We start from the raw sequence: 21082 nt of genomic DNA, 5'->3' as shown, positions 1-21082 counted from the left end.
AAAATTATTCACATGGACAATTCTCACGGCTTTTGGGGTCAGAGAACCAAACGCCGAGATTTTCACCCGTTTTGGAAGAAATCTGTTATACTGCATTCACTTACTTCCAAGGTCTGCTGAGCGGAGTTGAATTATGACCAGCAGGTCACAGATTGAATTGAAGTCATGCCTCTGATCGAAACCAGAGCGGTGTTGCATTGAGCCCGACTATGAACCCTTTTTCCGTCCTTGTTGTTGCGATATTGATCGCCGGAGCTAGCCCTGTTGCGGCTGAGGATTGGACTGGCGGGTATGCAGGGTTCAGTTTTGGATTTGCAGATGCCGACGGTCCGGGCGGTGCGAATGGCGATGATACGGCCTTTGGTGCGCATCTGGGCTATGATCAGGACTTTGGGAATTTCGTTCTGGGCGGTGAGTTGGAATATAACCGGCTGTCCCTGAACCTTGGCCAGTCTCAGGGCAGTCTCGACAGCATGACCAGCTTGAAACTGCGTGGCGGATATGAATTCGGTAACGCTCTGGGATACGTGGTCGTAGGCGCGGCGCGGGCCGATACCTCGGTCGACAGTGACACGGCAGCGGTTTACGGAATCGGATTGGCCTATCCGATTGGCGAGAATTTCGTTATCAGCGGTGAAGCGCTGCGGCAGAATTTCGACGATGTCACCCGATCCAGCGGCAGTCTGGACACCAATGTTTTCAACCTGCGCACGACATTTCGGTTTTGAATGCGGCTATTCAGCCGCGTGTCGCTTGGCGAGCTGCGCTGAAAACATGCACAGGGTTCTCAAGGCACTGACAAATTTCTCATCATCCACGGTCATGGCAACCCGAATGTGCCCCGCTGCGGCTTTGCCAAAGCTTTCGCCCGGCATGACGGCAATCGCATGAGTGTCCAGCAGGGCGTTCGCAAACCCTTCGCCCGTCAGCCCGGTCGCCCGTATATCCAGCATCAGATACATAGAACCCTGCGCCGGGATGAGCCCCACTGTGTTCTGTGCCGCCAATACGTCTATCGCCAATGAACGGCGGCGACGGAATGGCGCGGCGATCTTGTTTTCAAGCTCCTGTCCTGCGGTCAGTGCAAAGCTGGCCGCGTCCTGAATGAACCCCGGAACGCCATAGGTTGTATGAGTAGCCAGATCTATCAGGTGACGGATCACGTATTCCGGACCAACGATCCACCCGCATCGGGACCCGGTCATGGCATGTGATTTGGACATTGATCCAACCACCAAGGTACGGTCGGCCATTCCGGGCAGCGCGCGGGCGGACAGGTGCTCGCCCTCCCAGATCTGGGTGTCATAGACTTCGTCTGATATCAGCCACAGGTCACGGCGTTGGCAAACATCGGCAATGGCTTCAAGTGACTGACGGGAATACACCACTCCGGTCGGGTTGTTCGGCGTGTTGATCAACAGCGAAACCGCGCCTTCCGCCGCTGCATCAATCAAATCTGCGCGCGGTTGAAATGCATCTTCTGCGGTGGTTCGAACAGCGCGGGCAATGGCCCCGGCACCGCGAATCGTTCCGGGGTAGGTGGCATAATACGGGTCCAGATACAGCCCGGTGTCGCCGGGATCGCACACCGCCATATGCGCGGCGAAAAGGGCGGACTGCCCACCGGGCGTGATCAGTACATTGTTACGCGTCGTTGGGATACCTGTGCGGGACTGAACCCGGGCAGCAACCGTATCGCGCAGCAAATCTGTTCCGGGCACCGTGGCATAACCGGTGTGACCGTTGCGGGCCGACAGGTCCATAGCGTGCAGGATCGACGAGTCGGTACGAACGTCATGCTCGCCGATTGTCAATTCTGTCACAGCATGCCCTTCATTCAGCATCCGTCGGGCCCGATTGAACACCTCCCACCCGTCGCTGCCGCCGGTGATCTGCGTGATGCGCTTGGACAATTCCATGACAAGGGCCCCGGTTACTCTGCGCTGAATGGGACAGAGCGGCGGACGTTTGTCAATCAGCTTCGCGGCGCTATCGAGGCCTGAAGTTTTTTGGTCAATGATACGCGGACAAGGTCATAGGACACAGTCAAACGATGGCGCATTTCGTCTGCACCGGTGTCAAACGGAAGACGCACCCAGCTGCGGTGGAAATAGGGGGCTTTTATGCCGATCCCGGTGTCTATCAACATCTGAGCCGTTTCGATATCGGGCGTTTTTACGGAAACACCGTCATTTGCGATCCCGATACAGGCGAACATTTTGCCACCAATTTTCCAGGCGTCATGGCCACCGCCCCAGGGATCGGACAGTTCAGCGCCGGGCAGCGTTTTGCAGATGGAATTGACGAAATCTCGATCCATGTTCGGCACTGTGCCGAACGGGTATGGCAAACTCAACACTTGGCTTGGGAATGATCCCATGCTAACCGATGTCCCATGAACCCGGTGACCTGCATCATTATTATCTGCTGCATTACCTGCTGATTTATCAAGCGGGCCGGTTTCTTTCGTTTTCATCCCTGAGACAAGTTGCTAAGCCCGCGCCAACGCGCAAGCCTTTGCTGTTTCTTAGGAGCCCGACCGATGACGACGATCAAGCTGCACAACACACGGACGCGGACGAAGGAAGACTTCGTACCGATCGATCCTGAAAACGTGCGGATGTATGTCTGTGGCCCAACGGTCTATGATCGTGCCCATTTGGGTAATGCCCGCCCGGTGGTTGTGTTCGATGTGCTCTACCGCCTGCTGCGTCACGTCTACGGTACAGATCATGTGACCTATGTGCGCAACTTCACCGACGTGGACGATAAGATCAACGCAACGGCATTGGCGCGCAAACAGGCGGGCGCAGAAGGCACGCTTGAGCAATTGGTGCAGGAGCGGTCGGACGAGACCATCGATTGGTACTTGCACGACATGGGCGCGTTGGGAGCGTTGGAACCCAACCAGATGCCACGCGCGACCCAGTATATCGCCCAGATGATCGCGATGATCGAAGACCTGATTGCCAAGGGCCATGCCTATGCCACCGAAGGTCATGTTCTGTTCGCGGTCGACAGCTGGAAAGAAAGCTATGGCAAACTGTCTGGCAGGTCGGTCGATGACATGATCGCAGGTGCGCGGGTCGAGGTCGCGCCATACAAGAAAAACCCGATGGATTTCGTGTTGTGGAAGCCTTCGACTGATGATCTGCCGGGCTGGGACAGCCCATGGGGCCGGGGACGTCCGGGCTGGCACATCGAATGCTCGGCCATGAGCTATGAACTGCTGGGCGAGAGTTTTGACATTCACGGGGGCGGCAACGACCTGATGTTCCCGCACCACGAAAACGAGATCGCCCAGAGCAAATGCGCACACCCGCACGGTGAATTCGCGCGGGTCTGGCTGCATAACGAGATGTTGCAGGTCGAAGGTAAGAAAATGTCCAAATCGCTGGGCAATTTCTTTACCGTGCACGATTTGCTGGAGCAGGGCGTGCCGGGCGAGGTAATCCGCTTCGTCTTTCTGCAGACGCATTATCGCAAGCCAATGGACTGGACCGAGAAGAAGGCGCGTGAGGCCGAGGCGACGCTGCGCAAGTGGCGGGCGCTGACAGCGGGCATCGAGCCCGCAGCCAGCGCGGCACCTGAAGTCATCGCAGCACTCAGTGACGATCTGAATACGGCAGGTGCCATGAGCGAGCTTTATCGTCTGGCTTCAGACGGTGACGCCGCAGGTCTGCTGGCCAGTGCGCAACTGCTGGGTTTGCTGTTACCTGAGATGAGCGACTGGGCAGATACCGCGTCTGTCGATTTGACTTCTCATGCGGACCGTTTAGCGAAGGCACGCGAAATCGCGATGCAAAGCAAGGACTTCTCGGAAGTTGATCGCTTGAAGGCAGCATATGTAGCGGCGGGGCTTGAGGTTCGAATGAGCAAGGACAGTGTCGAACTGGTGCCCGGCACCGGTTTTGATGCTGCCAAGCTGGAGGAGGTCTGATGAATAAGGAACGCCTCTACCTCTACGACACAACCCTGCGCGATGGGCAGCAAACGCAGGGCGTGCAGTTCTCGACCGCAGAAAAAGTGCAGATCGCGCAGGCGCTGGACACTTTGGGTGTGGATTACATCGAAGGCGGTTGGCCCGGCGCCAACCCAACCGATAGCGCGTTTTTCGAAGCGGCCCCAAAGACCGCGGCCCGGTTGACGGCGTTCGGCATGACCAAACGCGCAGGACGATCAGCCGAGAATGACGATGTGCTGGCAGCCGTGATGAATGCGGGAACGCAGGCTGTTTGTCTGGTCGGCAAGTCGCATGATTATCACGTCACCCACGCGCTTGGCATTTCACTGGAAGAGAACACGGAAAACGTGCGCGCCTCGGTCGCGCATATCGTCGCGCAGGGGCGAGAAGCGCTGTTTGATGCGGAACATTTCTTTGACGGCTACAAGGACAATCCGGAATATGCCGTGGATGTTTGTCGCGCAGCGCTTGAGGCTGGTGCGCGATGGGTTGTCCTGTGCGACACCAATGGTGGCGCTTTGCCGTCCGAGGTTGGGCGGATTGTATCCGAGGTGATCGCAGCCGGGCTGCCCGGTGATCGGCTGGGCATTCACACCCATAACGATACCGAAAATGCCGTTGCCTGTTCTCTGGCTGCTGTTGAGGCCGGTGCACGGCAAATTCAGGGCACATTGAATGGTTTGGGCGAACGTTGCGGCAATGCGAACCTGACCGCTTTGATCCCGACGCTGTTGTTGAAGGAACCCTATGCGTCGCAGTTTGATATTGGTGTCAGCCGTGAGGCTTTGGCTGGTTTGACCCGGATCAGCCGGATGCTGGATGATGTTCTGAATCGGGTGCCCAGCAAGCAGGCGGCTTATGTCGGGGCGTCGGCTTTTGCGCATAAGGCCGGACTGCACGCCAGCGCGATCCTCAAGGATCCATCGACATATGAGCATGTGGACCCCGCAAGCGTCGGGAACGCCCGCATCATTCCGATGTCGAACCAAGCTGGTCAGTCAAACCTGCGCAAGCGTTTGACCGAGGCTGGTTTGCGTGTTGAGGCAGGTGACCCCGCACTTGGCCGCATCCTTGACCAGATAAAGGCCCGCGAGGCGGATGGATATTCCTATGACACCGCTCAGGCCAGTTTTGAACTGCTGGCGCGGGAAGAGCTGGGTCAATTGCCTGAGTTCTTCGAGGTCAAGCGTTACAAAGTCACCGTTGAACGGCGTAAGAACAAATACAACAAGATGGTCAGCCTGTCCGAGGCCGTTGTTGTCGTAAGAGTGGATGGTGAAAAGAAGCTGTCTGTCAGCGAATCCATGGACGAGTCAGGCAGCGACAGGGGGCCGGTGAATGCCCTAGCCAAAGCCTTGGCCAAGGATCTGGGCCAGTATTCACAGGTGTTGTCAGATATGCGTCTGGTCGACTTCAAGGTGCGGATTACGCAAGGCGGCACCGAAGCGGTCACGCGTGTCATCATCGACAGCGAAGACGGGCAGGGGCGGCGCTGGTCCACCGTGGGCGTCAGCGCGAATATAGTCGATGCGTCTTTCGAGGCGCTTCTGGATGCGATTCAATGGAAACTGGTGCGCGATTGTGATCCGAAAAAGGCAGCAGCCGAGTGAGCGTGGTCTTTGACCAAGACGTCAAGGCCTGCGCGGAACTTGTGCAACGGGCTGATCCAGATCGTTTCCGCGCAGCGATGGCTGCACCGGTGGCAGACCGTGCAGTCCTGTTCCCGATTTACGCGTTGAACGTCGAAGTTGCCCGCGCGCCCTGGGTGACGCAAGAGCCGATGATCGCCGAGATGCGGCTGCAATGGTGGCGTGACGCGCTACAGGAAATTGCTGAAGGGGCAACCGTACGGCGGCACGAGGTGGTAACACCCTTGTCACAGGTTCTTTCGCCCCATCTGGCTGGTGTTTTGGATGAATATGTGGCCGTAAGGCGTTGGGATATATATCGTGATCCGTTCGAGGATCAGGAGCAATTTGACGCATACATCGATCACAGCACGGGCTCATTGGTTGTTGCATCAGCCCAGGCGCTGGGGGTGGCCGATGAAACTGTGTTGCGTGACTTTGGATATGCGGTTGGGGTGGCGAATTGGCTTAGGGCTATTCCTGAACTGGAACAACGCGGGCGGATACCGCTTTTGGACGGTACCCTTGAAGGGGTGCGTGCCTTGGCCGGAACCGCCTTGAATCGCCTGCAAAAAGCCAGATCGCATCGGGCTGAGATTTCGGCCGAGGCGCGGCCGGCATTATATTCCGGGTGGTTGGCCGAACGGATTTTGAAGCAAGCCATAGCTAGCCCAGAACGTGTTGCCTCCGGTGATCTTGTTCCGGGAGAATTACGGCAACGGCTGTCCTTGATGTGGACTGCGGGCAGCGGGCGCTGGTGATCAGGCCCGTTCCGGGGCGGCCGGTCGCAGAACCAGCCACAACAGGGCCCCGCCTGCCAATGTCAGCAACGGAATCATAGCAAGATTGACTGCTGTCCACCCGTCGACCGGGGAACCGCCCGAGCAGTTCATCAATCCACCCGAAGCCAGCGAAGCCATAGTCACTCCGCCAAACACCAGCAGGTCGTTGAGGCCCTGCATCCGGCCGCGTTCCTGCGGTTCATGCGATGCGGCCAGCATCGTGGTCGCGCCGATAAAGCCAAAGTTCCACCCAACACCAAGAAGAATGAGAGCGACGAAAAAGTTCCCTAAATCAACGCCCTGCAAGGCGGCCAGTCCAGCGGCTGCAAGAATTGCCAGACCCAGCGCCACAATCCTTTCGATGCCAAACCGGGCGATCAGGTGACCCGTAAAGAAACTGGGCACATACATGGCCAGCACATGGCTGGTGACGATGTCAGCCGCGTCATTGGCCGAGTAACCACAACCTACCACGGCCAACGGCGTCGAAGTCATCACAAGATTCATCAGCGCGTAAGATACCATGGCACATATGATGGCCACGGCGATGCGGGGTGTTTTCAGCAATTCCAGTCGCGACCGCCCCTTGGGCTCGGAGCCGGTGGGTTTTGCAGGCGTTGGGATATCAAGGAAGAAGAACAGGGCGGACCCCAGAACATTGATCCCAATGACAGCTAGATAGGTGCCCAGAAACGGGATGACGTAGGCTTCGGACGTGAGCTTTACGATCTGCGGGCCAATGATGGCGGCTGCCAATCCACCAGCCATGACATAGGAAATCGCTTTGGGGCGGAACTCGTCCGATGCGGTGTCCGCTGCGGCGAACCGGTAGAATCCGTGGGCGCTCATGTAGATGCCTGTTAACAGGCTGCCGACAAGGAAGACTGGGAAAGAGCCAAGAAACAGGCCATAGGCCCCGATCAGCCCGCCCAACGCACCGGATGTCGCGCCAACAAGGAACCCGACCCGACGCCCCCATTTTTGCATGATGGCCGAGATCGGCGTGGCTGCCAGCATAGATCCCAGAACAATCAGCGAAATGGGCAATGTTGCCAGGCAGGGATTGGTCGCCAGCGACTGACCTGCCAGCCCTCCGACGATGAACATCATTGGCATCTGCGCGCCCAGAATGGCCTGCGCTGCCACCAAGACGGCAACGTTGCGTTTGGCCTGACGGTCATCGGGAAGGGTCGAGATCATGGTCATGGCGGAATGGTTATCGGCTAAGTGTTTGCGGCACAAGCCGGTTGCATCTGCGGCACATGCGCCTAACGTGCCAGTAGCAACCGAGCAGGGAGAACAGATGCCCGTTGGCCGCATCATCGAAACGCCGGATTGTGTGGCGGAAGGGGCCTACTGGCTGGCCCAGAGCTGTCCGCGCATGGCCTATGCAATGGAACAGACTGGCCCATTGCCCTTGCGTCGCCGTCCCGACGGGTTCGCGCAGTTGCTGAGTGCCATTGTCAGCCAACAGGTCAGCGTGGCTTCGGCCAATGCAATATGGCAACGCTTGCAAGATGCCAAGTTGACGGGTCCGCGTAAGATCATGTGGGCAACGGATGACGATCTGCGGGCCGTAGGGTTAAGCCGTCAAAAGATCCGCTATGCAAAGGCGTTGGCAGAAGCGCGTATAGATTACAAAGCGTTGCGTGATGTTCCTGATGCAGAAGTTGTGGCCACGCTGACGCAGGTGTCTGGCATCGGCGTCTGGACTGCGGAGATATACGCCATGTTCTCGCTTGGTCGCGCTGATGTGATCGCACCTGGTGATCTGGCGCTGCAAGAGGCCGCGCGCATCCTTTATGACCTGCCCAACCGCCCAACGGATAAAGAACTGCGCAAGATGGCCGAGGCCTGGTCGCCCTGGCGCTCGGTTGCGGCGCGGGTGCTGTGGGCCTATTACCGGGTTGCAAAGCAAAGAGAAGGGATCAGATGACACGGGTTTTGAATGCGCTCCGGAAAGAGCCTGTTTCGGGCGACACGCGCTCGGTTGTGGTGTTCGTGCACGGCTATGGCGCAAACGGTGCCGATCTGCTGGGTTTGGCCGACCCGCTGGGTGAACATCTGCCCGACACATTGTTCGTGGCCCCGGACGCGCCCGAGCAGATCCCCGGAATGCCCAATGGTTTTCAGTGGTTTCCGATTCCCTGGATTGACGGGTCGTCCGAAGAAGAGGCGCGCAGGGGCATGGAAATGGCGGTCGAGGATTTCAACGCCTTTCTGGATGCTCTGATGGTGGATGAAGACCTGTTGCCAGAACAGGTTGTCCTGTTTGGTTTCAGCCAGGGCACGATGATGAGCCTGTATGTCGCGCCCCGCCGCGAAGACCCCGTGGCCGGAATTGTCGCTTTCTCAGGCCGTTTGCTAGAGGCGGACCTTCTGGCAGACGAAACCGTCAGCCGGATGCCGGTATTGCTGGTGCATGGCGATGCCGACGACGTCGTCCCGCCGCAATCCTTGCCCGAAGCGGCAGAGGCCCTGCAATCCGCCGGTTTCAAAGAGGTCTATGCTCATGTCATGAAGGGCACCGGGCACGGAATCGCCCCGGACGGGCTGAGTGTGGCTCTGGCCTTCATGCGCGACAAGCTGAGCCTTTAGCCAGTAAGGTCAGTTCAGCGGAACACGGTCGTTTTGTATTGGTTCAAGACCAAAGATGGGCTTCCGCAAATTCGACTGAGTTTCCGGCCGGGTCGCGCACGTACAAGGAACGTGCGCCTCCGGGCCAGTCAAAATCTGCATCTACGGGGACATTCCAGTCCAGAAGGTGCTTGCGCATTACCGCGATTTCATCTCGGGTCAGTACAAGACACACGTGTCCTGCACCACGGGCGCCGTGGGGCGGAACAGGCATGCCCGGGTTGAGGGGCGGCTGTTCCGTCTTTTCGGGATTAAAGATCAACAGGACCGATCCGCCAATTCGGTAAAACACGTGGCGGTCGGCGACACGCTGAATGCGTTCCAGGCCCAGTACTTCGCCGTAAAACTGTTCCGCTGCGTCCAGATCATCGACATAAAGCGACGCTTCCAGAATCGCCGAAGGGGCCGGTGTTCCGGGAGTTAGTTTCATGACTCGAGTTTAGCAGATCAGGGCAGGGTATGTCACCGGCGCGGTCGACGGTCGCGTTTTCGTTGCGGTGTGGAGTTCAGGGACGGCATGGGCAGGCTGTCCCACTGGCCCGGTTCCAGATCGTCCAGTGTCCAGTCACCGATGCGGCAGCGGATCAGGCGCAGGGTTGGCAGGCCCACGGCGGCCGTCATTCGACGCACCTGACGGTTTTTGCCCTCGCGTATGGACAGTTCTATCCAACTGTCTGGAACAGTCTCGCGTTCGCGGATTGGTGGGGTTCGGGGCCACAGGTCGTCCGGCTCGTCGATCTGCCGCACCTTCGCCGGACGGGTCAGGCCGTCTTTCAACTCGACGCCGTTTCGCAGCGCTTTCAGGGCGGTTTCGTCCGGGATTCCTTCGACCTGAACCCAATAGGTTTTTGCCATCTTGTGCTTGGGGTCCGAGATCTGCGCCTGTAACTTGCCGTGGTCAGTCAATAGCATCAAACCTTCGCTGTCACGGTCCAGTCGACCGGCAGGATAAACCCCGGGCAGATCGATGAAATCGGACAGTGTACTGCGCGGAGTATCCGCATTGTCGCGGTCGGTGAACTGCGGCAGCACATCGTAAGGTTTGTTGAAGCGAATGAACCAGGACATGACGTGCGCATACCCTGAAGAGTGCACCCCGCGCAAGCTGTGGATAACTGTCATGTGCCTGTTACGGAGTTGCACTACCCAGTTTGCGACATATTGTGGAAAATCAGGGCTTGTCAGAGTATTAACACGATATATAGTTATTTTAAGGCCGGGGCGGGTGTTCCCCGCTCTGATGTCAAAAACGGGCAGAGCAGAGCGAGGAGCGATTCTGATATGGACGGAGACTTCAGGACCGAATTTGTCAGGGAGCCAGGTGCATTGAAGCATCATCCGGCATTGGTTTTGAACGCCGATTATCGCCCCCTGTCTTATTACCCGTTGTCCCTGTGGCCCTGGCAAGAGGCGATCAAGGCCGCCTGGCTGGATCGGGTCGACATCGTGGCCGAATACGACGAAGTGGTTCGCAGCCCGAGTACGCAGATCCGAATACCTTCGGTCGTTGTATTGAAAGACTATGTAAAACCCAGAAAGCGCGTGGCCTTCACGCGCTTTAATTTATTTCTGAGGGACGAGTTCCGATGCCAGTATTGTGGCAGTCGCGGTGATCTGACCTTTGATCATGTGGTGCCACGCGCCGCTGGCGGGGTGACCAGTTGGCAGAACGTTGTGGCGGCTTGCAGCCCGTGCAACCTGCGCAAAGGGTCGAAATCACTGCGTCAGGCAGGAATGAACCTGCGTAAGCCGCCCCGCCAGCCTGACGCCGAAGCACTGCGCAATGTTGGTCGGAAATTCCCCCCCAATCACTTGCACGAAAGCTGGATCGATTTTCTGTATTGGGATGCGGAACTGGACGAATTCTAGGCCCGGCCTGACCGCCACGCCACGAGCCAGATCAACACCAGAACAGCCGAGGCAATGGCATTCCACCCAGCCATCGAGATGTTGAACAATTCCCACGGGATATCGTCGCAGCGAACCAAAGGCGCAGACATAATCTGATCGAACAGATCGTCATTCGACATCCCACTGATGCTGCCGGATGTGCAACTGGTCGGACCTTCCCACCACCCTTGCTCAACGCCAGCGTGATAGAACCCGATGCCCGAAGTGGCGGCGGCGGCCATTGCGCCACAGAGGGGCAGGAAACTTAGCCTTGGTAAGGCCAACGCCAAAACGCCAATCGCGATTGCGACCCCATGCGGGTAGCGCTGCCAGATACACATTTTACACGGGGCAAGGCCGCCCAGATGCTGAAAGCCAAAAGCTGCCAGCAGAAGGGCCAGGGACCCAAGACTTGCCAGTGCGATAAGTTGTGAACGTCTCGTCATAGGTATTTCACCACCAGGAAGCCGCCAAACAACAGGATGATGAACAAGGTGAACATCAGCCCCAGGCGTTTTTCGATAAACTCACGGATCGGCTCGCCAAAGCCCCAAAGCAGGGCCGCAACAAGGAAGAATCTGAGTGCGCGTGCCAGTATCGACGTTGCGATGAATGTTCCAAGCGGCATTCCTGTCCAGCCGGACATAATAGTGATGACCTTGTAGGGGAAAGGTGTCACACCGGCGGCCAGCACGGCCCAGAACCCGAAATCGTTGAAGCGGGTGTTGAATTCTTCCATCGCATGAGCCTTGCCCATGGATTCAAGAATGGGCTGCCCCAGACTTTCATAGAAAAACGCACCAATCGCGTAGCCCAGCATCCCGCCCAGAACCGAAGCCACCAGGGCAACAGATGCAATCAGCCAAGCGCGCGAGGGGCGCGCAAGGATCATCGGAATCATCAGAACGTCGGGGGGGATTGGAAAGAACGAGCTTTCGACAAAAGCCACTACGGCCAGCGCCCACAGCGCATGAGGGTGTTCCGCCAGACGAATTGTCCAGTCATAAAGCGATCGCAACATTAAGCACTCAAATCCCGTTCTCGACCCGGGAAAGCCAAACCACGCACCTGACGGCCCGTCAACCATCGCAGTGGAAACAAATGGATTATTGGATGATTTTTGCCTCTGGACCTTCCCTCGGATGGGCGCTAATCCAGTGTCCGTGGCCCAAGTGGCGGAATGGTAGACGCAGGGGATTCAAAATCCCCCGGTAGTGATACCGTGCCGGTTCGAGTCCGGCCTTGGGTACCAAAGTAAAAACAGGGGGTTAGGGGAACCTGCTTCCTGTTTTTTCTTTTCAAGATTTTGGCTCGCTCACACTTGCCACTCACACTTTCATGTTCTGGTCCCGTTCTGTTCCGGCTGTAAGAATTGACTGCTCATTCGTGAGTCGATGATCTCAAGTACGATTTTGCGTGGCATGTACTGCGAAATAAAAACGACCTGAAGACAAGTTGGCCACGAAACAGACTTTCGCTGCATTGGCAGCACCGACTATCACCAATGGTAGCTTTGCGCAGAAAGCGGACTTTGCAAAGCCGCGAAAACAAAGCAGACTTGATCCTTGTCGATACATGGAAGGATTAGACTTTTGTCTGGAAACTTGAAAAAGTATATTGGACCCTTTGAAGGATTTTATTGATCTACGGCAACACGAGCAGCGTGTTGCTGCCTCGATCAAGGCAGAAGCGCTGTGGAGAAGTTGGCGAACCATATGAAGTGTAAGGCGCTGCGCTGTGTTGGATTACTCGTCGGTCGGGGACAGGTTAGGAAGCAGACAATGTCGTGCCGTAGCCTTCGTCCTCTGATGGAAATGGATCAGTAAATGCGACGTGGCGTTGCCCTGTCGGCTGAGCGTGCCAGCGGTATGTTTTGTGTCCAATGATCTCTAGCGCTCTGTTGGCATCGTATGCAGGCACAGCGCCTTTCCTTAGGACAATCAAATTTCTACGAAACCATTGCAAGTTAGACACGGCCCGAACCCCGAGGCTCAGCGGGATATCAGGACACCAACCTAATGAAGCCCATTGAGACAAGCTCTCATCAATATTCATACAGTTGATGTGTCCGTTTCCAGGTTGATCCTCTTCGGCCATGGAAAAAATGATAGTGTCGCGGGCGTTCTTGGCCAAGGTTTCAAAGAGAATATGAGAGAAATTAGGTTCCAAATGTTCAGCGACTTCTAGGCAAAGGACGAGATCAAACTTTCGCCCCAGATCTAATGGCTCGTGCAAGTCGTGTTTCAAGTAATGCTGGTTGCTCAACACGGTACTTTCTAAAGGAACACCATCAACACCTAAAACATGTTCAACACCTAAATGCTGGCAAAGCGACGGGTAAACACCGATACCACAGCCGATGTCCAAAACAGACTTTGGACGAAAATACTCGACCAGAAATCGAATAGGCGGTTCATCAAGGAAGAAATTATCCCAATGCCACTCCGGTGAAAAAGTCGTATCTGACGTTGAGCCGTTGTCTTGGGATAGGTCTGCAGTTGGTTCGAATACAGATAATGGCGGAGGCAGAAGTGTTCGTTTTGCATCGAAATCTTCAAGCAGTTGCGCCCAAGGCTTAAACCCTGCATCCGAATATCTTCGCTTATGGATAATCGAAGGGGCAACGTCCTCGACTGCTCCTTCGATCGTTTCGCGTGGAGCTTCTGACGCATAGTTCAGGGCTTCGAGCGCTAGCTCCTTAGGGCTCATACTGATCCCCATTTCGGCCAAATCGTGCAAGCGTTTCCAGTGCCAGGCCTGGCCAGCCGTTGCATCTTTGCGGGTTCGGTTGGCGCGCCAGCCAATTGCACCTTTCGCCAATATTTGATCGGCTGATCTTACAGGGGCGTGCCAAAGAAACAGGCGGTTGAGGATGCGTTGTGGAAGCAATTTTCCATTTTGATCAGTCACATGATGATTGCCTTGTGAAACAACAAATCCGGGAGCCAGTTCTCCTCCCATCCTCAGTATCGCCTTAAAATACTGCGGGGTTTCAAATTGCCTCGCTAGCCTTAGAGATTCAAGTGGGTCGATTCTGAAGTCTGAATTGCACTTTGGGTCTGGAACCAAGGTTTTCCAAGGTATCAAACCCACGCCGCCGACGGGTATGTCGTCAATAGCGCTAAGTAGCGCTTGTTTCGAAGCAACACTTAAGAACTCGTCCACATCAAGAAAAAAAACAAAATCTGAAAAGACTGCGGCCTGAACAAACCGCAACGCGTTTGTCATGGTTTCAGATTGATTATATGTTCTATCGGGCCAGTCCGTTACGATTATGTTACCAAATTCGCGTGCTGTATTGAACGCGATCTCTCTAGTCCTGTCCGTCGAGCCATTGTCCAAAAGAATAACCAGGTCAGCAAGCCTAGCATTATGACGCAAGAATGGTTCAATCACGTCCTGCTCATTTTTTACCATACTCAGGATGACTACGTTGACCGCGGAACTGTTTGGATACTCCTTCGATTCGCGTTGCGTTTTGGAAGTGGAACGTGTCTTGAAACGATGCCAAGTACTCTCAATCCAGTTTAAGATCATGTTCTCATAGTCCTAAATTATGTGCTCGATGCGTCTGGTGATGCCAATCCAGTGTGCTAATTGGGCTCCATCGCATGCGTACGATACAGTTGTTCAGCCTCACATAAGTGGTTCAGATAGAGTGTTAGTGCATAATCTGCCTGGGTGCCATCCTGGCGATCGCTTCCGGCGCTACCGGTCGGTAACCCAATGTCTCATTAGGGCTTCTAGCGGACCAATGCGGGAGCATCAACAAGCAGGAACGTCAAGGGCAGGTATGGGCTCTGAATGCCATTCATGCGTCGCCCGAAAACTCTAATGCCTTAACTGCGTAATCTAAGGCTTCTGCGGTGGTCGAATTCACCTTCTTGAAGTCTTCCCAAGCCTCAGCAGGCAACAAAAATCTGGTGCTATTGGATTGCGAAGAAATGTTCTCCAAATAGTGTTCCATGCCATCCAGACTAATAAGAGCATTCACTACGATATCGACTTCATCCAAGTGGAGGAGGCCAAGGTCGGCTGACAACTGTTCGGAAAACAGCCTGCGTATTCGGCCAACCGACAACAACTCATCGGTTGGACGCTCAGCTGTAAGGTTCTTCTTCATGGCGCGTGAATAGTTGCGGAGCTCTGCGGCCAGTACCCTTCGGAAGGCCATACGTTTAGACTCGATCCGCCTTCGATGCTCTTCTCTCGCCATTCGCGAGTTTACCCTTAGGGTCCAGATCACACCAAAAAAACCAACAATCCCAACAAGCAATGTTTGAAATTGTTCCAGAAATGTAAAAAATTCGGAGCTGGTCACTGACTGCCTTCAAAATAGGGAAGTTCGTTGAAAACATGCTCTATCTACTGTTGGTGGGCAAGAGACGATGCACACCGGCGCTGGGTAGTCTTCGAAACAAGCGTCCAGTAGGCACATCATGTTTGCCGAAACTAACTTGGGAATGACCGCTTTGGACTCTATCGGAGCAGACCAATGCGCATGCGGCAACCAGGATACCCAGCCAAGACCGGTATGGGGCTCAAAGCCGCCTTGTCTGGGCAGATTTAGAAAGCCTGCGGCGGTCAGCCTTGCGACGATAGTACGCGACCATTTCGGCGCTTTGGTTCGTGACCGCTTGAATTTCAGCGTCTGAGCATCCGGCCTCGGCCAGTCGGATAATCGCAAGTTTGCGCAGGCCATGAAGAACAAAGGGCTTTGCCTTCGGACCCAAATCCTTGCGCCAGGCACGGAACGCTTTTTCAACGGCGTTGTACCCCAATGGTTCGGTCAGGTTCTTGGCCAGCACATGAGCCCCAGAGGCGGGCAGCGAGGCGATGTATTCACGCAGGTCGCGAGGGCAGTAGGTTTCGAACAGTTCGTCAGACTTTTCGTCCAGAACATGCATCCACTCGCCCCGAAACTGTTTGCGCTCCATTTGGATTGCTGCATTAGGGCGCTGCCCTGTTCCAAGGATCAGCTCGGCGGCAGTGCGAACAACCCGCGGGGCGTCGACCAACTTATTAACCATCCATTCGGGCCACGGCTCGAACTCGCGCTGTTTGCCGAAATGTTCGATTCCGACTGTGGGGTTGGGACCGAGCGGCCAATCCAGCTTGTTGACGGCATAGTTCCACAAAAGGCTGACTGTTTGCAGGCGCTTATCAGCTTTTCTTGGAGTGCCTGACAAAGCGTCATGCACTTTGCGCATTCCCTGCTTTGTGGTTCGGCGAACGTCCTTGTTCGCATTGTTCAATAGCTGGCTGTCCATTTCCCGGCGATATGAGGTCTTAGTGCCGTCGCTGAGCCTGGACTGAATGCGCTTATCGGCTCGCCATGCTTCGACCAGAGCTTTCCACGTGTATTTCGCGGGCTTTTCCTGCTTTTCATGACGACCGGCCTGACAGGCCCAATAGAGCGCATCGAGTTCTTTCGGATCACCCTTCCATTTGAGCAGAATCGTGTGTTGTTTCGGCTTGCCGTTCTCGGTCCAAGTAATCCGGTAATATGGGTCCCAAACCTCTTTCGACTTGTTTAATTTCCAGACAAGACGAGGCTTTACGATGCGAGGTTTCGGTGGGCGGCTCATACTTCAATATCTTCCTCGGGCCGCGCTGGGTCGCCATTTGCGATCGCGCATAGATCCTGAACGTTCCAACGCTCAATTCCACCCGCTAGTTTCTTAGGAGGTGGCAAAGCGCCATTGTTCACCAAGTCGCGAAACTCTTTCGTCGACATGTCCAGCAGCTTAGCTGCGGTCTTTTCTTTAGCAAGCAATGGCATGTTCATGGGGTCAGCCTCTCACGCGGCCCTTAGCTTCGATCCCAGCGCCTGCGCGCCGGTAAGTTTCATTCCCAGCTTGGCGGCGTCCTTGTAGACGACGCTATCGGACACCCCGAGGCGCTGGGCAATCTGTGGGGCGGTCAGGTTTGAGTTGATTAGACTCGCAACCTTTTTGCGGCGCAGATCCAGTTCGCTCATGCGAGTGTCGGGTTCTGGTTCTTCCTTGGGGCGTTGGCAGCGGATCAGGTGTTCGCCGCGCCAATCCTTCTCGCTGGGCATCATGCTGCTAAAGCCTCCGATGCATAGTTGCCCCATTGGTAGGCCATAGCAGCCGCCAATCCGGGGAAGAATTTCGAACGTGCTTTCCATCGATCGGGGCCGGGGCTCGCCTTGTGAACGCTGTCACGCGCCGTCGACCCGTCCAACGTGCCGGTCGGGTTCAATTTCGGAAGGCCGCGCAACCAAAGGCACGTGCGCTTCTTTTCATTGTCCGGCCCATCGTCGTCATTCCCAAACTGCCAGGGCTGAACACTCTGGGTGAATGGACGGTAGTTTTCTATCCGTTCTTTTGCGTGCCGGTGCATAACGGGGTTCTCGATCGCCACGCGCGGCACTGGCGCATTCCAACAGGCCGAGAACAGTGCAGCGCCTTCATCCAGTTCAGCCCACATATCATCCAGCGAACGGCCCTCTGGTGGCATGCTCAGCCACCGGACGCCGCTATTGCACAGTCGGCTGCATGGTGGGTGCATAACGGCAAGCAAGTCCCATCCCATGTCTAAAACGTCGCGCACATCACATTGCATGTGACGGTTGGATCGATCGTCAGCAGGCAGGAGGTCGCATGACCAGGCGTCGTGCCCTCGATCGAGGAAAGCGCGGCGGACGATGCCCGAGGTTTCGCAGCCTATCAGGATCTTTAGCGACCGGCTCGTCATTGCGCGACCTCAGCATAGGCCTTGCCCAGCCCAATTTTGTTGGCAAAGCCGCACAGCTCGGCGCGCAATTTGGTTTCAAGTTCGTCTACGTCCGCTGGTCTTTCAGCCTCTTTGGCGACTTCGATCCGGCGCAGGATGTTTCCGACCTCACGAATAACGGTTTTCGGATACCCCTTATCCCCTGCGTCCCCTGCGATTGCGTCCTGCATTGCGCTGGCCTTGCCAAGCCCGACCTCGTGGTGTTCGGCATATGCCTTGCCAAATCGCATCACTTCGGCCTCGGTGGCATTCCATGCCTTCACTTTCACGGCGAGGTCGTCCGGGGTTTCGACCAAGTGGCTTGAAACACTCATTTCGAACTACTCCTTAGGGGCAGATAGACGGTCACAAACCCGTCGTTTTCGATCTCATGCGCTGGGCGTTCATCGGTGCCCCTGTCGCGCTCGGGGTGTTCTTGAGCGGACAGGGGCCGTTCGCCGTGAGTGGCATCAGTGGTTTGCATGTTCGTCGGCCAGCAAAATGTTGGTCGCGGCCTTGACCCAGTTCTTAGGCAGTTCCTCGACGTCTTCGGCCATCGCATAGACGCCGAACAATTCAATCGAGCTGATCAGCGGGACATATTCACCGTTCACGCTGGGAACGTCGCTGCGCCCGCCATTGTGATTGGCAATGTGCTTTAGCGCCGCCAGCTTGCGTTTCGGGTGACACTGTTCCAAGGCCTCGACCACGTGGATGATGCCGGGTATGTCCAGACGCGCGCTCATGTCCCGGCCCTCTGTTTATGCGCCGCGTCAATCCAATTGGTGATCATGTCGGCCTCATCGCCGCCCGTGGCGCGAATGCCGTGCAATGTCATTTCGCAAATATAGCGCTCGCCTGGTCGCAGGCCGTTGGGGATCAAATAGACGCCGTTCGTTTCCAGAACTTCGTTCAAGATGCGATCACGGCGGCCCATATAGGGCAGTTGGTCCAAATGGCTGAGCAAGCGGGCGAGTTGGTCGTTGATCAGGTCGTTCATATCGTCTGCATCCTTAGAAAAGGCCGGGGGCTTGTTGGGGATGGGAGCCCCCGGCCAGTTGTCGGCGCGCACGGGACGGCGCGACGAGGCAGTTCAGGCGATGATTAGGGGTGTAGGCCCGGTGTATCCGCAGCGCTGGGCGTGGGCCCGGGCCCGGTCGCGAATGCGCTGCGACTGGGCGGCCTGTTCGATGGCGTCGCTGTCGATCGCGTCAACCTGAACGCCAAGCCGTTCGAGGCGTTGGTCACAGATCGGTTGGCCGCGCATATCCTTGAGCCTGGCCCAAGCCGCCATGGAAACAAGGGTGCGTCCTATGCGCGCTGGGTCAGAAACTGCTTTGGCCAAAGACTGGAACGCGTCATGGGCTCCGGGCATGTGGAGAGACGCCAGAGGAAAACTCAAAACCCGCGAGGAATCATGATGGCATGAATCACTCGCGGGAGTGGGCAGGGGTGTTACCGCACCGTCTGCCCGGTTCATCCCGCACGAACTTGAAAGGAAAGAGCGGGATGAATTTCCTGACTGCTTTAGCTGTTCTGTTTGTACTTGCAGCCCGCCATCGTTGGATGACTGTGTTTCTTGTTTTGTCTTCTTTGTACGCTCTGACGGTGTGGAAGGTGTTTTGAAGGCCACGTTATTGCCCCCAACCTGTCAGTCGCCCGACCAGCATCAAGATCAAAGAGCCACCGCAGACGAGCAGCAACAAAATTGACGAGATCACCTGAAATCGGTTCGGTTCAACCTGAAGGATGGCAATGGCGATCACGCACGTTGCGAGCGCTAGCGTGATGTTGATGTAATACGTTGCCCACTGAGGTGGGTTCGCTGTGTGTGCAACTTCAAGGTTTTGCCGCAGCGCCCGCAATTTCTCGGTCAGTGTGTTCATGGGTTGCCTCCATTGGGTTGATGTGAGGCAAGGTGTCCGAAATAATCGGACTAGTCAATATGAAATCCGAAAAATTCGGACCAATATGTGATTGGCGATTAGCTTGAGTTTAGCTTAGGTGAGAACAAAAGGGGAACAAGGTTGATTCGATATAAGCTGATACGCGCAATGGTGGTGCTTCTGGTGCGACTTGGGGTGGATTTGAATCTTGTATTCGATCCGTTCTGGGCTACCCGTCGGATTGCTGGAGGGCATCGAAGAGATGGTTTTGAACGTCCAGTGGAAGCTGTGCGAAATCGCCGTGAAGGAGGTAGTTGAAGTCTATTCTATGCTGTCTGTAATAGTAACGCATTGCCTTAATGCTAGGGGCGCCACGAGACTCTTGTGAGTGATACGTGGTCTTGGAGACCCCGAGGGCCTTAGCGATTTCATTCTGTGGCAGGCCAGACACTTTTCTCGCGGCGATCAGGCGTACCCGGATCGCTTCAGGGCTGATGTCCCCGGTTCTGGCAAGCTGCTCTTTTTGCTCGATATCCATTGCGTTGGTTTAACCTCGGTTCGAAAAAAGCGAACTGTTTTTGTTGCGTACCTTGCAAGTCCGAAAAAATCGGACTAACGGTTAGATATGCAGACTGATGTTCGTACTTTCGTTGACCAACTCGGGGGCTACCGCAAGGTAGCGGACCGGCTCAAAAAAAAGCCCACGACGGTTCATACCCATATGCAGTCCGGTGTTCTGCCCGCTGCCTGGTATGATGCCTTGTGCCTTATGTCGCGAGAGTTGAGCATAGCGGAACCGAACAAGGATTTGTTCTCGTTCCTTAGGCTTGGCGAAGGGGCAGGGTGATGTCATTGTCATCGTTTCCTCGCGTTCTGTCTTCTGGCGTCAAGTTTCTGCTGAACGGGCGCGAAAAGTCTTTCGTAGTGAACAGGGTAGAAGCACGGGATTTAGCGCGGTCCAGATTTGCTGATGCCTTGCGCGTGGCTTTCCCGGGGACATCGGACAACGAGGTGGCCCGACTGGCCGCGCCGGTGCTTGGCCGATCGGAACGGCAAATCCAGAACTGGTTATCCGGGTTGAGCAGCCCGGTCATCGAAGACGTCTACACAGTCTGCGCCATTCTTGGTGTTTGGAAAACGATGGAGATCCTGACCGCTGATCAAACACGCAACGATATTCTGGGGCGGATTGGGCAGCGATGACAGGACTTGGGCAAGAATTCAGCGCGCTTTTGCAGAGCGATTTGTCGTGTGCCGGGGCAGAAGCCGTATCAGCTACCATTGGGTGGTGGTTGACCGTCAGCCTAGCGCACTTTGGCATCGGTATCGCCGTAAGTTCGATCGTACTGTTTCGCGGGCTGTCACACACTTGGCTGTGGGTCGGGATTGCCGGAATTCTTCTGAAAGAAGTTGCGGGCGACATTCCTAACAGCGGATTTCAGGCGATTGTCGTCATAGACAGCCTTTGGGATATCGCCTGTTACCTGATTGGTTTTTTCGTGCTGTGGGGTCTGATGGTTTCAGACGAAGGGGGCGACGAATGAGCGTCGCCCGCGC

General features: G+C 55.9%; 30 protein-coding genes and 1 tRNA gene. 11 read left to right on the top strand and 20 right to left on the bottom strand.

Going from position 1 to position 21082, the window contains the following annotated elements:
- Nucleotides 1-209 precede the first annotated feature (209 nt).
- The gene (locus ACR0LL_RS05070) at nucleotides 210-728 is read left to right on the top strand and encodes an outer membrane protein (protein WP_480485535.1); all 519 of its coding nucleotides are present in this window, start codon (nucleotides 210-212) and stop codon (nucleotides 726-728) included.
- Nucleotides 729-734: 6 nt separating this feature from the next.
- Here ACR0LL_RS05070 and ACR0LL_RS05065 read toward each other — a convergent pair whose 3' ends face one another.
- Nucleotides 735-1919: a pyridoxal phosphate-dependent aminotransferase gene (locus ACR0LL_RS05065; protein WP_480584467.1), complete on the bottom strand. Its 1185-nt coding sequence runs from the start codon at nucleotides 1917-1919 to the stop codon at nucleotides 735-737.
- 56 nt (nucleotides 1920-1975) lie between these two features.
- Entirely contained in the window at nucleotides 1976-2476 is a 501-nt protein-coding gene (locus ACR0LL_RS05060; protein ID WP_480584465.1) for an MmcQ/YjbR family DNA-binding protein, read from the bottom strand.
- A gap of 66 nt (nucleotides 2477-2542) precedes the next feature.
- Between ACR0LL_RS05060 and cysS the strand changes: the two genes are divergently transcribed.
- Genes cysS through ACR0LL_RS05045 form a run of 3 tightly spaced genes read left to right on the top strand, consistent with a single transcriptional unit; the run spans nucleotide 2543 to nucleotide 6353 of the window.
- A complete protein-coding gene (gene cysS, locus ACR0LL_RS05055) occupies nucleotides 2543-3940 on the top strand; it encodes a cysteine--tRNA ligase (protein ID WP_480584463.1) in 1398 nt (465 codons plus the stop codon).
- Complete coding sequence (gene cimA / locus ACR0LL_RS05050; protein WP_480584461.1) at nucleotides 3940-5574, top strand: citramalate synthase; 1635 nt, start codon at nucleotides 3940-3942, stop codon at nucleotides 5572-5574. The genes cysS and cimA overlap by 1 nt, the downstream gene beginning before the upstream one ends.
- Before the next feature lie 2 nt (nucleotides 5575-5576).
- Nucleotides 5577-6353 carry a phytoene/squalene synthase family protein gene (locus ACR0LL_RS05045; protein ID WP_480584460.1) on the top strand — a complete coding sequence of 259 codons (777 nt, stop codon included), beginning with the start codon at nucleotides 5577-5579 and terminating at the stop codon, nucleotides 6351-6353.
- On the opposite strand, the gene ACR0LL_RS05040 is transcribed toward ACR0LL_RS05045, so the two are convergent.
- Nucleotides 6354-7580, bottom strand: a complete 1227-nt coding sequence (locus tag ACR0LL_RS05040; RefSeq protein WP_480584458.1) for an MFS transporter — start codon at nucleotides 7578-7580, stop codon at nucleotides 6354-6356.
- Nucleotides 7581-7677: 97 nt separating this feature from the next.
- Here ACR0LL_RS05040 and ACR0LL_RS05035 point away from each other — a divergent pair, with 97 nt between their 5' ends.
- A complete protein-coding gene (locus ACR0LL_RS05035) occupies nucleotides 7678-8310 on the top strand; it encodes a DNA-3-methyladenine glycosylase family protein (protein ID WP_480584456.1) in 633 nt (210 codons plus the stop codon).
- Nucleotides 8307-8972: an alpha/beta hydrolase gene (locus tag ACR0LL_RS05030; RefSeq protein ID WP_267364470.1), complete on the top strand. Its 666-nt coding sequence runs from the start codon at nucleotides 8307-8309 to the stop codon at nucleotides 8970-8972. Before ACR0LL_RS05035 ends, ACR0LL_RS05030 begins: the two co-directional genes overlap by 4 nt.
- Before the next feature lie 43 nt (nucleotides 8973-9015).
- On the opposite strand, the gene ACR0LL_RS05025 is transcribed toward ACR0LL_RS05030, so the two are convergent.
- Both ACR0LL_RS05025 and ACR0LL_RS05020 read right to left on the bottom strand, forming a co-directional pair.
- Nucleotides 9016-9441 (bottom strand): VOC family protein, encoded by a 426-nt coding sequence (locus ACR0LL_RS05025; protein WP_480584454.1) that lies wholly within the window; start codon nucleotides 9439-9441, stop codon nucleotides 9016-9018.
- 32 nt (nucleotides 9442-9473) lie between these two features.
- The gene (locus tag ACR0LL_RS05020) at nucleotides 9474-10079 is read right to left on the bottom strand and encodes an rRNA large subunit pseudouridine synthase E (RefSeq protein WP_480485546.1); all 606 of its coding nucleotides are present in this window, start codon (nucleotides 10077-10079) and stop codon (nucleotides 9474-9476) included.
- A gap of 213 nt (nucleotides 10080-10292) precedes the next feature.
- On the opposite strand from ACR0LL_RS05020, the gene ACR0LL_RS05015 reads away from it, so the two are divergent.
- Nucleotides 10293-10880: an HNH endonuclease gene (locus ACR0LL_RS05015; RefSeq protein WP_480485548.1), complete on the top strand. Its 588-nt coding sequence runs from the start codon at nucleotides 10293-10295 to the stop codon at nucleotides 10878-10880.
- Here the strand turns inward: ACR0LL_RS05015 and ACR0LL_RS05010 are convergent.
- Both ACR0LL_RS05010 and ACR0LL_RS05005 read right to left on the bottom strand, forming a co-directional pair.
- Nucleotides 10877-11347 (bottom strand): disulfide bond formation protein B, encoded by a 471-nt coding sequence (locus ACR0LL_RS05010; protein WP_480584452.1) that lies wholly within the window; start codon nucleotides 11345-11347, stop codon nucleotides 10877-10879. The two genes, ACR0LL_RS05015 and ACR0LL_RS05010, sit on opposite strands and share 4 nt — an antisense overlap.
- Nucleotides 11344-11922 (bottom strand): YqaA family protein, encoded by a 579-nt coding sequence (locus ACR0LL_RS05005; protein WP_480485552.1) that lies wholly within the window; start codon nucleotides 11920-11922, stop codon nucleotides 11344-11346. Before ACR0LL_RS05005 ends, ACR0LL_RS05010 begins: the two co-directional genes overlap by 4 nt.
- Nucleotides 11923-12067: 145 nt before the next feature.
- Here ACR0LL_RS05005 and ACR0LL_RS05000 point away from each other — a divergent pair.
- Nucleotides 12068-12153 (top strand) — tRNA-Leu (locus tag ACR0LL_RS05000).
- Between the two features lie 515 nt (nucleotides 12154-12668).
- Here ACR0LL_RS05000 and ACR0LL_RS04995 read toward each other — a convergent pair.
- From ACR0LL_RS04995 to ACR0LL_RS04935, 13 genes are all read right to left on the bottom strand, one after another.
- Complete coding sequence (locus ACR0LL_RS04995; protein WP_480584450.1) at nucleotides 12669-14438, bottom strand: glycosyltransferase family 2 protein; 1770 nt, start codon at nucleotides 14436-14438, stop codon at nucleotides 12669-12671.
- Nucleotides 14439-14712: 274 nt separating this feature from the next.
- A complete protein-coding gene (locus tag ACR0LL_RS04990) occupies nucleotides 14713-15222 on the bottom strand; it encodes a hypothetical protein (RefSeq protein WP_480584448.1) in 510 nt (169 codons plus the stop codon).
- Between the two features lie 220 nt (nucleotides 15223-15442).
- On the bottom strand, nucleotides 15443-16489 hold the full coding sequence (locus tag ACR0LL_RS04985) for a tyrosine-type recombinase/integrase (protein WP_480584446.1): 1047 nt from the start codon (nucleotides 16487-16489) through the stop codon (nucleotides 15443-15445).
- Entirely contained in the window at nucleotides 16486-16689 is a 204-nt protein-coding gene (locus tag ACR0LL_RS04980) for a hypothetical protein (protein WP_480584444.1), read from the bottom strand. Before ACR0LL_RS04980 ends, ACR0LL_RS04985 begins: the two co-directional genes overlap by 4 nt.
- Nucleotides 16690-16701: 12 nt before the next feature.
- Nucleotides 16702-16962 (bottom strand): HTH domain-containing protein, encoded by a 261-nt coding sequence (locus ACR0LL_RS04975; RefSeq protein ID WP_480584442.1) that lies wholly within the window; start codon nucleotides 16960-16962, stop codon nucleotides 16702-16704.
- Nucleotides 16962-17621 carry a hypothetical protein gene (locus tag ACR0LL_RS04970; protein WP_480584440.1) on the bottom strand — a complete coding sequence of 220 codons (660 nt, stop codon included), beginning with the start codon at nucleotides 17619-17621 and terminating at the stop codon, nucleotides 16962-16964. Before ACR0LL_RS04970 ends, ACR0LL_RS04975 begins: the two co-directional genes overlap by 1 nt.
- Nucleotides 17618-17974: a hypothetical protein gene (locus ACR0LL_RS04965; protein ID WP_480584438.1), complete on the bottom strand. Its 357-nt coding sequence runs from the start codon at nucleotides 17972-17974 to the stop codon at nucleotides 17618-17620. The genes ACR0LL_RS04970 and ACR0LL_RS04965 overlap by 4 nt, the downstream gene beginning before the upstream one ends.
- Complete coding sequence (locus tag ACR0LL_RS04960; RefSeq protein WP_480584436.1) at nucleotides 17971-18123, bottom strand: hypothetical protein; 153 nt, start codon at nucleotides 18121-18123, stop codon at nucleotides 17971-17973. The genes ACR0LL_RS04965 and ACR0LL_RS04960 overlap by 4 nt, the downstream gene beginning before the upstream one ends.
- Nucleotides 18110-18385 (bottom strand): hypothetical protein, encoded by a 276-nt coding sequence (locus ACR0LL_RS04955; RefSeq protein ID WP_480584434.1) that lies wholly within the window; start codon nucleotides 18383-18385, stop codon nucleotides 18110-18112. The genes ACR0LL_RS04960 and ACR0LL_RS04955 overlap by 14 nt, the downstream gene beginning before the upstream one ends.
- Nucleotides 18382-18639 carry a hypothetical protein gene (locus ACR0LL_RS04950; RefSeq protein WP_480584432.1) on the bottom strand — a complete coding sequence of 86 codons (258 nt, stop codon included), beginning with the start codon at nucleotides 18637-18639 and terminating at the stop codon, nucleotides 18382-18384. The genes ACR0LL_RS04955 and ACR0LL_RS04950 overlap by 4 nt, the downstream gene beginning before the upstream one ends.
- Before the next feature lie 93 nt (nucleotides 18640-18732).
- Complete coding sequence (locus ACR0LL_RS04945) at nucleotides 18733-18933, bottom strand: hypothetical protein (RefSeq protein WP_480584430.1); 201 nt, start codon at nucleotides 18931-18933, stop codon at nucleotides 18733-18735.
- Nucleotides 18934-19273: 340 nt separating this feature from the next.
- Nucleotides 19274-19525, bottom strand: coding sequence for a hypothetical protein (locus tag ACR0LL_RS04940; protein ID WP_480584428.1), 252 nt, complete (start codon nucleotides 19523-19525; stop codon nucleotides 19274-19276).
- Nucleotides 19526-19754: 229 nt separating this feature from the next.
- A complete protein-coding gene (locus ACR0LL_RS04935) occupies nucleotides 19755-20063 on the bottom strand; it encodes a helix-turn-helix domain-containing protein (RefSeq protein ID WP_480584426.1) in 309 nt (102 codons plus the stop codon).
- An 87-nt stretch (nucleotides 20064-20150) separates the two neighbouring features.
- Between ACR0LL_RS04935 and ACR0LL_RS04930 the strand changes: the two genes are divergently transcribed.
- From ACR0LL_RS04930 to ACR0LL_RS04920, 3 genes are read left to right on the top strand one after another with little or no spacing between them, the layout of a single operon-like run.
- Entirely contained in the window at nucleotides 20151-20372 is a 222-nt protein-coding gene (locus tag ACR0LL_RS04930) for a hypothetical protein (protein WP_480584424.1), read from the top strand.
- Entirely contained in the window at nucleotides 20372-20728 is a 357-nt protein-coding gene (locus ACR0LL_RS04925; RefSeq protein ID WP_480584422.1) for a hypothetical protein, read from the top strand. Before ACR0LL_RS04930 ends, ACR0LL_RS04925 begins: the two co-directional genes overlap by 1 nt.
- A complete protein-coding gene (locus tag ACR0LL_RS04920) occupies nucleotides 20725-21069 on the top strand; it encodes a hypothetical protein (RefSeq protein ID WP_480584420.1) in 345 nt (114 codons plus the stop codon). The genes ACR0LL_RS04925 and ACR0LL_RS04920 overlap by 4 nt, the downstream gene beginning before the upstream one ends.
- The last annotated feature ends 13 nt before the right edge of the window (nucleotides 21070-21082 follow it).

The sequence above is a fragment of the Ruegeria sp. AI2 genome (genome assembly GCF_056541275.1).
The sequence above is the reverse complement of the archived record's forward strand: the minus strand, read 5'-3'. Positions and strand labels throughout refer to the sequence as shown.

Bases quoted from the DNA above. Each gene is read 5' to 3' on its own strand.
- ACR0LL_RS05030 (WP_267364470.1), top strand. From the start codon at position 8,307: ATGACACGGGTTTTGAATGCGCTCCGGAAAGAGCCTGTTTCGGGCGAC.
- ACR0LL_RS05065 (WP_480584467.1), bottom strand. From the start codon at position 1,919: ATGGAATTGTCCAAGCGCATCACGCAGATCACCGGCGGCAGCGACGGG.
- ACR0LL_RS04955 (WP_480584434.1), bottom strand. From the start codon at position 18,385: ATGAGCGCGCGTCTGGACATACCCGGCATCATCCACGTGGTCGAGGCC.
- ACR0LL_RS05010 (WP_480584452.1), bottom strand. From the start codon at position 11,347: ATGACGAGACGTTCACAACTTATCGCACTGGCAAGTCTTGGGTCCCTG.
- ACR0LL_RS05015 (WP_480485548.1), top strand. From the start codon at position 10,293: ATGGACGGAGACTTCAGGACCGAATTTGTCAGGGAGCCAGGTGCATTG.
- ACR0LL_RS05035 (WP_480584456.1), top strand. From the start codon at position 7,678: ATGCCCGTTGGCCGCATCATCGAAACGCCGGATTGTGTGGCGGAAGGG.
- ACR0LL_RS04945 (WP_480584430.1), bottom strand. From the start codon at position 18,933: ATGGCGGCTTGGGCCAGGCTCAAGGATATGCGCGGCCAACCGATCTGT.
- ACR0LL_RS04935 (WP_480584426.1), bottom strand. From the start codon at position 20,063: ATGGATATCGAGCAAAAAGAGCAGCTTGCCAGAACCGGGGACATCAGC.
- ACR0LL_RS05005 (WP_480485552.1), bottom strand. From the start codon at position 11,922: ATGTTGCGATCGCTTTATGACTGGACAATTCGTCTGGCGGAACACCCT.
- ACR0LL_RS04965 (WP_480584438.1), bottom strand. From the start codon at position 17,974: ATGAGTGTTTCAAGCCACTTGGTCGAAACCCCGGACGACCTCGCCGTG.
- ACR0LL_RS04950 (WP_480584432.1), bottom strand. From the start codon at position 18,639: ATGAACGACCTGATCAACGACCAACTCGCCCGCTTGCTCAGCCATTTG.
- ACR0LL_RS04995 (WP_480584450.1), bottom strand. From the start codon at position 14,438: ATGATCTTAAACTGGATTGAGAGTACTTGGCATCGTTTCAAGACACGT.
- ACR0LL_RS05020 (WP_480485546.1), bottom strand. From the start codon at position 10,079: ATGTCCTGGTTCATTCGCTTCAACAAACCTTACGATGTGCTGCCGCAG.
- ACR0LL_RS04925 (WP_480584422.1), top strand. From the start codon at position 20,372: ATGTCATTGTCATCGTTTCCTCGCGTTCTGTCTTCTGGCGTCAAGTTT.
- cysS (WP_480584463.1), top strand. From the start codon at position 2,543: ATGACGACGATCAAGCTGCACAACACACGGACGCGGACGAAGGAAGAC.
- ACR0LL_RS04960 (WP_480584436.1), bottom strand. From the start codon at position 18,123: ATGCAAACCACTGATGCCACTCACGGCGAACGGCCCCTGTCCGCTCAA.
- ACR0LL_RS04980 (WP_480584444.1), bottom strand. From the start codon at position 16,689: ATGAACATGCCATTGCTTGCTAAAGAAAAGACCGCAGCTAAGCTGCTG.
- ACR0LL_RS04920 (WP_480584420.1), top strand. From the start codon at position 20,725: ATGACAGGACTTGGGCAAGAATTCAGCGCGCTTTTGCAGAGCGATTTG.
- ACR0LL_RS05060 (WP_480584465.1), bottom strand. From the start codon at position 2,476: ATGAAAACGAAAGAAACCGGCCCGCTTGATAAATCAGCAGGTAATGCA.
- ACR0LL_RS05070 (WP_480485535.1), top strand. From the start codon at position 210: ATGAACCCTTTTTCCGTCCTTGTTGTTGCGATATTGATCGCCGGAGCT.
- ACR0LL_RS04970 (WP_480584440.1), bottom strand. From the start codon at position 17,621: ATGACGAGCCGGTCGCTAAAGATCCTGATAGGCTGCGAAACCTCGGGC.
- ACR0LL_RS05040 (WP_480584458.1), bottom strand. From the start codon at position 7,580: ATGACCATGATCTCGACCCTTCCCGATGACCGTCAGGCCAAACGCAAC.
- cimA (WP_480584461.1), top strand. From the start codon at position 3,940: ATGAATAAGGAACGCCTCTACCTCTACGACACAACCCTGCGCGATGGG.
- ACR0LL_RS04985 (WP_480584446.1), bottom strand. From the start codon at position 16,489: ATGAGCCGCCCACCGAAACCTCGCATCGTAAAGCCTCGTCTTGTCTGG.
- ACR0LL_RS04930 (WP_480584424.1), top strand. From the start codon at position 20,151: ATGCAGACTGATGTTCGTACTTTCGTTGACCAACTCGGGGGCTACCGC.
- ACR0LL_RS04940 (WP_480584428.1), bottom strand. From the start codon at position 19,525: ATGAACACACTGACCGAGAAATTGCGGGCGCTGCGGCAAAACCTTGAA.
- ACR0LL_RS05025 (WP_480584454.1), bottom strand. From the start codon at position 9,441: ATGAAACTAACTCCCGGAACACCGGCCCCTTCGGCGATTCTGGAAGCG.
- ACR0LL_RS04975 (WP_480584442.1), bottom strand. From the start codon at position 16,962: ATGCCCAGCGAGAAGGATTGGCGCGGCGAACACCTGATCCGCTGCCAA.